General features: G+C 38.8%; 10 protein-coding genes. All 10 read left to right on the forward strand.

The window, feature by feature from the left end:
- On the forward strand, positions 1–132 hold a 132-nt coding region (locus BUE08_RS01620; RefSeq protein WP_286680200.1), incomplete at its 5' end, for a hypothetical protein.
- A gap of 300 nt (positions 133–432) precedes the next feature.
- Positions 433–1,590, forward strand: coding sequence for an ABC transporter substrate-binding protein (locus BUE08_RS01625; protein WP_286680191.1), 1,158 nt, complete (start codon positions 433–435; stop codon positions 1,588–1,590).
- Positions 1,591–1,702: 112 nt separating this feature from the next.
- On the forward strand, positions 1,703–2,590 hold the full coding sequence (locus BUE08_RS01630) for a branched-chain amino acid ABC transporter permease (protein WP_286680192.1): 888 nt from the start codon (positions 1,703–1,705) through the stop codon (positions 2,588–2,590).
- Between the two features lie 11 nt (positions 2,591–2,601).
- Positions 2,602–3,576 (forward strand): branched-chain amino acid ABC transporter permease, encoded by a 975-nt coding sequence (locus tag BUE08_RS01635; RefSeq protein ID WP_286680193.1) that lies wholly within the window; start codon positions 2,602–2,604, stop codon positions 3,574–3,576.
- 5 nt (positions 3,577–3,581) lie between these two features.
- The gene (locus BUE08_RS01640) at positions 3,582–4,373 is read left to right on the forward strand and encodes an ABC transporter ATP-binding protein (RefSeq protein WP_286680194.1); all 792 of its coding nucleotides are present in this window, start codon (positions 3,582–3,584) and stop codon (positions 4,371–4,373) included.
- Positions 4,374–4,375: 2 nt separating this feature from the next.
- The gene (locus BUE08_RS01645) at positions 4,376–5,089 is read left to right on the forward strand and encodes an ABC transporter ATP-binding protein (protein ID WP_286680195.1); all 714 of its coding nucleotides are present in this window, start codon (positions 4,376–4,378) and stop codon (positions 5,087–5,089) included.
- Between the two features lie 50 nt (positions 5,090–5,139).
- Positions 5,140–6,378: a Gfo/Idh/MocA family protein gene (locus BUE08_RS01650; protein WP_286680196.1), complete on the forward strand. Its 1,239-nt coding sequence runs from the start codon at positions 5,140–5,142 to the stop codon at positions 6,376–6,378.
- A gap of 104 nt (positions 6,379–6,482) precedes the next feature.
- The gene (locus tag BUE08_RS01655; protein WP_286680197.1) at positions 6,483–7,523 is read left to right on the forward strand and encodes a zinc-dependent alcohol dehydrogenase; all 1,041 of its coding nucleotides are present in this window, start codon (positions 6,483–6,485) and stop codon (positions 7,521–7,523) included.
- Positions 7,524–7,551: 28 nt separating this feature from the next.
- Positions 7,552–8,637 carry a M24 family metallopeptidase gene (locus BUE08_RS01660; RefSeq protein WP_286680198.1) on the forward strand — a complete coding sequence of 362 codons (1,086 nt, stop codon included), beginning with the start codon at positions 7,552–7,554 and terminating at the stop codon, positions 8,635–8,637.
- 31 nt (positions 8,638–8,668) lie between these two features.
- The gene (gene iolB, locus BUE08_RS01665) at positions 8,669–9,505 is read left to right on the forward strand and encodes a 5-deoxy-glucuronate isomerase (RefSeq protein ID WP_286680199.1); all 837 of its coding nucleotides are present in this window, start codon (positions 8,669–8,671) and stop codon (positions 9,503–9,505) included.
- The last annotated feature ends 291 nt before the right edge of the window (positions 9,506–9,796 follow it).

The raw sequence follows: 9,796 nt of genomic DNA on the forward strand, positions 1-9,796 counted from the left end.
CTTGCATACTATGATTCCTATCGCAGGCATACCTTACCTGCCAACTTAATTCAAGCCCAGAGGGACTATTTTGGCGCACATACTTATGAAAGAATAGATGAAGAAGGGATTTTTCATACGATCTGGATGTGATAATTTGAATCAAATTTTAAAATAATGTGAAAGTAGTTTAGTATAATGCAAGTAGAATAGATAGAAACAAAAGGGGGTGCAAGTCAAATTTAATTAATTCGCAATAGATTAAGTATTGGAATAAAAATTAAAAAATTCAGAAAAAAGAAGCGAAAAACCGTATTTAGGAGGATGATAGATTTATAGCTGAAAATTCTCAAAGCAAAAAATTATAGACTCAAGTCGTATCCCCTTTAGAATGATTATTGCCGTAAGCAAATTAAAAAGACAAATAAATAGAAATAATAAGGAGGACCTTATATGTTAAAAAAATTAATGGCAAAACGCGGTTTTGCGATTGTTTTACTAATTGTCATGGGTTTCAGTTTATTGCTAGAAGGGTGTAATAATAAACCAGAGTCATATAAAATTGTACATTTGGCACCTCTCACAGGCGATGCATCGTTTCAGGGTCAAATCTTGGTAAATGCGGCTAAAATGGCAGTGGATGAAATAAATGAAAAGGGCGGAATTAATGGTGTTCCAATAGAATATGTAACGGTTGATGAAACTTCAAGCACAACAACAGGGATTGAGGCAGTTCGCAAGGCTATTGCTTTAGAACCTGTGGCTGTTATAGGACCTAATCGTTCAGGTACTATTCTTGCAGCACAAGACTTATGGAAACAAGCTAAAATACCGTTTATTGTAGATGGGACAAATGCTGATATCACTAAGAAAGGCAATCCTTATACCTTCCGAATCCAAATTCCCTCAACCTATTGGATTCCGATTCTAGCTAAGACAGCTAAAGAATATTTCAATGTAACAAGACCTGCTGTCTTATATGGTAACAATGAGTATTCTAAAGGTCTTTGGGATGCTACTTTACCCGCACTTGCGGAATACGGGCTTGAGCCAGTTACTATTCAAACATATAATGACGGTGACCGAGACTTTACGGCTCAACTTCTACAAATTAAGAATACCGGTGCAGACGCTTTGTTCTTGTATGGCTATGAAGCAGAGCTTGGGCTAATTTTAAGACAACGGATGGAGTTAGGAATGGAGAATGTGCTTGTATTTGGAGAACGCGGTTGTGCTTCTCCGGCTGTGGAGGAATTGGCAGGAACAGCTAATATTGAAGGATTAGTATGCAGTACTACATTTTCACCAGGAGATCCAGATCCTAAGCGTCAGGAATTTATTAAAAAGTATAAGGAAAAATTTGAGGAGCCGCTTTCACCAACCCACATTAACCATTATGATTCAATTTATATCTTGGCAGATATAATAGGCCGCGTTGGCGGAAATCGGGAAAAGATACGTGAAGAACTCTCAAAGCTTGATTATGAAGGTGTTCTTGCTCATTACCAAGCGGACAAGGAAGGCAATTTAGTTCATACAATTTACACCCAGATATTTAAGGATGGAAAATGGCAGTTGCTTTTAAAAGAGGAGTATCCTGTAGAGCGCTAGCCATTAATATATTGTTGTAATTAAGGAATGAGTTGGTCGCTAGCAATTTAATACAGAGGCAAGCCTGCTAGCGACCTTATTACCTACAACAATCAGAAGAGGTGTTGGTATCTTGACAATTGCTACCTTATTTCAGCTTATTTTAAATGGTCTTGCTATGGGCGTTATTTACTCTTTACCAGCATTAGGCATATCCTTAATCTGGAACGCTTCAGGCTTGTTTAATTTTGCTCAAGGTGATTTGCTTACACTTGGCGGTTATCTCATGCTCTCGATTTTTGGTGCACTGAAAATACCATATATTCCTGCTTTTGTTACTGTTATAGTCATAATGGGACTGTTGGGATATATTCTGAGTCAAATCTACTTTTATCCTATGCTAGAGCAGGGAGTGAATCCACAGATCATTCTTATTGGTACGATAGCTCTTTCAGTGTTTATCCGTAATCTAATTCTGGTTATCTGGGGGTCGACGCCTCAGACCTATGCTAATCCCTTCGGTTCTAAAGTTATGCAGATTGGCAAATTATATTTGATGCCACATGTAATAGGGATTGTTATTATAGTAACTTTACTTCTCATATTCCTGCAATATTTTCTTCGAGGAACAATGATTGGAACTGCTATGAGAGCTGTGGCACAGAACCAAACTGCATCTTGGCTAATGGGGATCAGGAATGATCGTATGATTGCATTAACTTTTCTGTTGAGTACGGCAATAGCTGCTGTTTCTGGGATATTAATTTCTCCAATTATTCCACTAACTCCATCGATGGGGGGAATAATTGCGGTAAAAGCTATGTCTGCTGTAGTTATTGGTGGTCTTGGCAGCTTTACCGGAGCCTTAGTAGGGGGCATAGTAGTTGGCGTTGCAGAGACAATTTTTGCAACATTAGTTGATCCGGCATACCGCGATGTATTCACATTTGTTGTGCTTGTGATATTCCTCCTTTTTAGGCCGGGAGGAATCTTTAGAGCTCAAATTTCCGAGAAGGTTTAGGGGGTTTAATAATGGCAAAACTCATAGAGCTGCTGCGCAAGCATGCGCTATTAGTAATTGGAATAATTCTACTAATAGCACCCCACATAACATCTCAATATGAATTCTATGTATTACAACGGGGTGTGCAAAATGCAATACACGTGGTTGGCTTATTAATTCTAACCGGTTATGGCGGAATGTTATCAATGGGCAGTGCTGCACTTTTAGCTGTAGGTGCTTACGCCTATGGTATTCTTCTTGTTAAGTTTGGTTTATCTCCATGGCTGGGGATGATATTAGCTACTGCTTTAACTACTATTATAGGGGCAGGTTTAGCTTTTCCTTCTTTTAAGCTTTCAGGACCATTTCTTGTCATTACTACGATAGGTTTTGGCGAAATAGTACGCATCTTACTTCTCAATCTTGAGCCGATTACAGGAGGGGCATACGGATTATCTGGGTTTGCGAAACTGTTTCCCAACTTACAATGGGTTTATTACTTTATGGTTATTACATTAATGTTTGTTATAATTGGAACAGAAAGAATAGGCAGATCTCGATTAGGATTAGCATTAAAAGCAATTCGCCAAGATGAGGTTGTTGCCGAATCTATGGGAATTGATGTAAGACGCGCAAAGCTTGTTGCCTTCAGCTTATCCGCGATGTTAGCCGGTTTATCAGGGATTTTCTTAGCTAATCTAACTGGGTACATGAGTCCGGACTCTTTTACATCGGCTGAGAGTACCACTTATTTATTGATGGTAGTAATGGGCGGTATGCAAAGTGTAATAGGAACCGTAATATCAGCGATTATACTTACTGGGCTGCCTGAAGTTCTGAGGTTTTTATCTAGTAGTCGTTTGTTAGTTTATTCACTAATTTTATTAGTCTACCTTCGATTAAACTGGGTGAAATCTGACAATGCATTTCTCAAATTTCTTAAAAGTATAACAAAAAGGTTTGGAATGTACACAAGCTCGACTGAACCAGGGAATAGGAGTTGATTGTAATGAACGCCGAAAAAAATGATGATAATTTAGTACTAAAAACTGAATGTATTACTAAGCGTTTTGGTGGATTAGTAGCGGTAGACAAGCTAAATATAAACGTTTATAACGGCCAGATTTGTGCATTAATCGGTCCTAACGGGTCGGGGAAAACTACAGCAATCAACCTTATTACTGGTATTTACAATGTTGACGAAGGAATTATCGAATTTCTAGGGCAGCCGATACAAGGCCTCATGCCGCATTCTATTTCCTGGATGGGAATAGCCCGCACCTTCCAAAATATACGAATTTTAGGCTCGCAAACGGTATTTGAAAATGCATTACTAGGTAAAGGCTATGGTAATGGTGGTGCGAGTATTATTCATACTGTTTTTAACTCAGCTTCATATCGCAGGGAGGTTGTTGCTAGTACAAAAGAAGTAGATGAAGTCTTAGACTTTGTGGGACTAAGCGATTTGCGCAATGAGAAAGCGTGCAATCTCCCATATGGCAAACAGCGAATTCTTGAAATTGCAAGGGCGCTTATTACTAAACCAAAACTACTTTTACTTGATGAACCAGCAGCTGGACTAAATTCCCAGGAAATACACGATTTGATGGAATTAGTTAAAAAAATTAATAAGCAGGGCATCTCAATTCTGCTTATAGAGCACCGCATGGAAGTTGTAGGTAAACTTGCGGACTGGGTATTCGTTATTAATCACGGTAGCAAAATTGCCGAAGGTACCTTTGATGTTATTAAAAAGAATCCGGTCGTAATTGAGGCTTACCTAGGCAGAGGAGGTCGCTAAATTTGCTCAGAATTTATGAACTTACAGTGGCTTATTCTACAGTTCCGGTATTACACGGAATTGATCTTGAAGTTCCGCAAAACAAGATTGTCGCTTTGCTTGGGGCAAATGGTGCAGGTAAATCCACAATTTTAAAGTCAATATCAGGTTTGATTAAACCTATATCTGGTCGAATTGAATTTTGCGGACAATCTATAGCAGGTCTACGCCCAGATGAAATCGTAAAACTAGGAGTAGCACATGTTCCGGAAGGTCGTTTAGTATTTCCCGGTTTAACTGTAGCAGATAACTTGAAAATTGGAGCATATTCCCGTAAATACTCGAAAAACAAGTTAAAAGCTAATATGGAAAAAGCCTATGAGCTTTTTCCTAGGCTAGCTGAACGTCACAATCAATTAGCAGGTACAATGTCTGGTGGGGAACAGCAGATGCTAGCTATAGCAAGAGCGATCATGTCGGAACCCAGGCTTTTGATGTTGGATGAGCCGTCCTTGGGGCTGGCACCGGTGATCGTGGATTTGATAATGGATAAGATTAAAGAAATAAATGAACAGGGTACTACAATACTGCTTATTGAACAAAATGCGGAGCTTGCGCTTGCTATATCTGATTATGCCTATGTAATGAGCGTCGGAGAGGTAGTGCTATCTGGCGAAAGCCACGAAGTTGCTAAAGATAAATCTATGCTTGATGCGTATCTTGGCGGTGAAAAATAGCCAAGTTAGCTGCGATAAATAATATATGACGAAAGAAGGAAAGAACGCGTATGAAGAAGATTAAGATTGGTCTTGTAGGAGCGGGATTTGTATCTCACATACACATGGACGCATATAATCAAGTAATTGGGATTCCTATTGAGGTGTTAGGTGTTTTCTCGCGAACGAAAGAGAAAGCGGAATGTTTTGCAAAACAATATGGGATAGTTCGGGTCTATGATGACTATCAGCAGATGCTCAATGATAAAGACATTGACATAGTGGATATATGTGCCCCGAATATACATCACAGACAGCTGTGCATTGATGCTGCAAAGGCAGGAAAGCATATTGTATGTGAAAAACCTTTGACAGGTGCTTTCGGGGAAGGTTTTAAAGGTAATGTGGACCAAACAGGGCATATTCCAAAACTGCATATGTACAAAGAGGCCATGGATAATGCCGATGCTATTCTGGCTGAAGCCAAACGCAATAATGTAAAGATCTGTTATGCTGAAGACTTTATCTATGCACCGCCGGTGGCAAAAGCAAAGCGGCTTTTGAAACAAAGTGAAGGTGCAATTCTTGAGATTAGGTCTGAAGAAAGTCACAGCGGTTCTCATGCAGCCTACTCGAGGCATTGGAATCTTGCGGGGGGTGGATCTCTGCTGAGGCTGGGTTCACATCCTTTGGGTTTAGTTATACATCTTAAACACTTTGAGGGCAACCTAAGGCAAGGAAAGCCCATTCGTGTAAAATCAGTAGTAGCAGATGTAGGCAACCTTACACGTACAGAAACTTTTAAAAACTTGTCTGCTCGATGGATTGTAGGTGAATGGAAAGATGTAGAAGACTGGGCTACTGTAATTATTACTTTTGAGGACGGTACTAAGGCATTGGTAAAGTCTAATGATACAACATTAGGCGGCGTTGTAAATACACTTGATGTTTATACTACGAATTGTGTGATTAAATGCAACATGACATCTAATGATTCAGTTAAAGCATATGCACCTGCAAATGAAATATTTGGTAATGAATATATTTCGGAAAAGATAGAAACAAAGGCAGGTTGGACTTTCCCGTCACCGGATGAAGATTGGATGCGCGGTTATCCTCAGGAGATGCAAGACTTTGCAGAGGCGGTTTATTACGATCGTGAACCTATTTCCAATGGTGAGCTTGGTCGGCAGGTTGTTCAGGTTATTTATGCGGCGTATCTAAGCGCAGAACAGGGCCGGCGAATAGATTTAGAAGAACTGGATGCAAGCATCAATGATTCCAAAGGGAGTAAAAAAATTAATATATAGCTTAGAGCTAACATTTTATCATTTTATTTTTGTATATGTTTGAAGTTTAAGGTTAATCAAAAGTTTGCTCAATTTTATATATGTATTATAGGGGAGGAATAGTAATGAAGGCAGCTGTAAAGAATGATGACTCTAAAAGGTTAGTAATAATGGATGTTCCCATTCCGGAACCCAAGCCGTATGAAGCATTGGTAAAGGTAAAAACAATAGGATTATGCGGGACTGATGTTGCTATTAGAAATAATACATTTATGGGGCGACATGGTAGAGTAAAAACCCCAATAATCCCCGGACATGAACTATGCGGTGAGGTCGTTGCTGTTGGCTCGCAAGTGCGTAAAGTAAAAGTCGGAGATCGTGTTACATCAAGTGCAATTCGTGGTTGTGGACAGTGTTATGCTTGTCGTACAGGAGTATTGAATAGGTGTCGCAAATGGGAGCATATAGGCATAGATTTACCCGGGAGTTTTGCAGAATATGTGGCTATAGATGAAGATATTTTGTTTCAAGTACCCGATTTTGTTTCTGATGACCATGCTGCAATTTTAGAACCTGCTACTACCGCTGCAAGAGCAGTTAGGACAAATAAGATTACGCCGGGCAGCTTTATTGTAATGTTTGGTCCAGGGTCATTTGGTCTGCTTATTATGCAAACAATGCTTGCAACTTCACCTGTGCGCTTAGTAATGGTTGGTTTAAGTTCTGATAGCGAACGACTAAAGCTTGCGTTGGAGTTGGGTGCTACTGATGTAATTCAAAGCGATATTGAAGATCCTATTGAAAAAATAAATGAAATGACCGGTGGAAAGGGTGCTGATATAGTTGTTGAAGCTACAGGAAACACCGAAGCTGTAACCCAGGCAATAGAGGTTGCTGCGGCAGGCGGACTGATTCTCATGGGTGGAAGCGGCTTTGACGGTAAAGAAGTCAGCTTTAAACCATGGAATGTTGTACGTGATGAGAAACAGCTGAAGGGTCTACAGGGATTTGAATGGGCTGATTATTTATTAGCATTGGATTTGTATGCTTCAGGCAAATTAAAGCTAGCACCCATGATTAGCAAAAAACAACCATTAGATGAGGTTAATGAGGCGTGTGAGCTGGTAGAGGCTAAAAATGCTTTAAAGATTATATTAATTCCATAAATGTAAAATGTAAATGGAGGTATTTTTGATGAGTTGGACTAAAGCGGAATTTGAAACGAAACTGTTTAGGATACGTACATTAATGGACAGAAAAGATATTAAAGTTTTATCTATCAGTGATGCCATCAATTTTCTATGGCTTACAGGGGGGAGGCCTTATATTGGAATTACCTCACCCAAGGCATGCGCAGAAATATTAATTACTCAAGATAATGTTTATTTGCTTTCAAATAATATAGAGGCGCAAAGGCTAATACAAGAAGAACTGAATGGTCTTCCTATAGAAGTGGTGGAATTTCCTTGGTGGGAACCCAAGGGACGTCAAACGTCATTGGACGAAATTTCAAGAGGGAAAAAGGTGTTTATTGATGCCGACGTAGGGGAAGAATTAACGCAATTACGGTGGGATCTGCTTCCCGAAGAGCAGAAAAGATATATGGAAACAGGAATTTGTGCATCGAAAATCCTTGAGAAGGTGGCTTTTAGTGTAAAGCCTGGTGACACTGAAATAGAAGTTTCTAGAATGATCAAAAAAATTTCGGCGGAATATGATTTTTACCCGTTTGTAAATCTTGTAGCTTCTGATGAAAGAGCTTATAAATATAGACATCCGTTACCAACGGAAAAGCCAATAAAAAAATATGTTCTTCTTGCAGTTTCCGGTCATAAATACGGTCTGATGACTTCTCTGACACGTTTAGTTTGTTTTGGGGAAATTCCCGAAGATTTAAGAGAACGCCATCAAGCGGTACTAAAAGTTGATGTTGCTTTTATAGATGCAACAAAACCAGGACGCAAAGTAAAAGATATATTCAAAGAAGGTAAAAAAGCCTACAAAGAAGTAGGATTTGGTAATGAATGGCATTATCATCATCAGGGAGGAATGACTGGATACAATTCTAGAGAGTTTAGAGCTACTTCTTACAGTGATGTAACAGTAGCCGTAAATCAAGCTTATGCATGGAATCCGAGTATTGCAGGAACAAAATCAGAGGATACGATTCTAATAACTGAAGACGGTGCTGAAATTATAACTAAAACGCTTGAATACCCCTTAACGGAAATTGAGTTTAGAGGAGTTTCTATGCTCAGACCAGATATTTTAGTAAGGTGAAGTAAATTTTAGAAATAAAGGAGGCAGGCTTATGCAATATTTGTATCCAAATCAAGATTTAACTGGTTATAGGCAAATAGTAAAAGTTGGAGAAGATCTCGAATTTTGCGGGTTTGAATTGATAAGATTAGATGCTGGAAAAAGCTTTGAATCAGAAACTTTAGATGAAGAAGCTGTTCTGGTTATTCTATCGGGTAAGTGTGATATTTCAGTAAATAAGAAAGAATATACTAATTTGGGTGTGCGAAAGGACGTATTTTCCGGTAATCCAACTTCTGTTTACGTTCCTGTTAAAAGTTCATTTAAAATAAGAGAAGCGCAAGGCTTATTCGCGGAAGTCGCTATTGTAACAGCTAAAGCAGAAAAACAATTTGAGCCTTTTATTGTAATGCCGGAAGATGTAGTTTGCAATAATCGTGGTATATTAAACTATAAGCGAGATGTAAGAGATATTATAGTAGCTAATGGTGAGGGGAAGGTTCATCGTATCATAGTTGGTGAAACAATAAACTATCCTGGTCATTGGTCTGGGTACCCATCACATAAACATGATGTTTATAATCCTCCTTATGAAACTAAAATGGAAGAAATATATCATTTCAGGATAAAACCTGAAGGTGGATTCGGAGTTCAGGTAATGTATAATGAGGATCTTTCCTTAAGAAAGGCTTACTTAATAAAAGACGGAGATACTGTAATATTGCCGGAAGGGTATCATCCGATTGCAGCTGCTCCTGGGTTTCAGGTGTATTACCTTTGGGTAATGGCAGGCGAACATGGGAGAGAACTTTTACCTAGGGAAGACTCCAAACTTTCATGGCTGAACAATGTAGGTCCTTTAATAAAATATTATAATATAATTACGTAAAATTTTGTCCTACATACTAAATGTTTTAAAATCTCATGCATCAGCGCAGTCAATTTTGTTGACATCGATAGTGTAAAATATTTCTAGGTTTTTTGCAGGAAAAATTCATTCGGACGTAGAAAAAAGACCTCACCATCCTTGCATGGATGAGTATAAAACTCAGAAAGGTGAGGTCTTTATGGAGAAAATTCTCTTGTAATGGATAAATTCCTGCTTGTAGAAGAAAAAATATTTAAGCTTTTAGATGGGAGCTATACATACCCTGAATTTGAACAAGAGCTAAAGGAAGTA

The sequence above is a fragment of the Tepidanaerobacter sp. EBM-49 genome, assembly GCF_001896645.1.
GTDB lineage: Bacteria > Bacillota > Thermosediminibacteria > Thermosediminibacterales > Tepidanaerobacteraceae > Tepidanaerobacter > Tepidanaerobacter syntrophicus.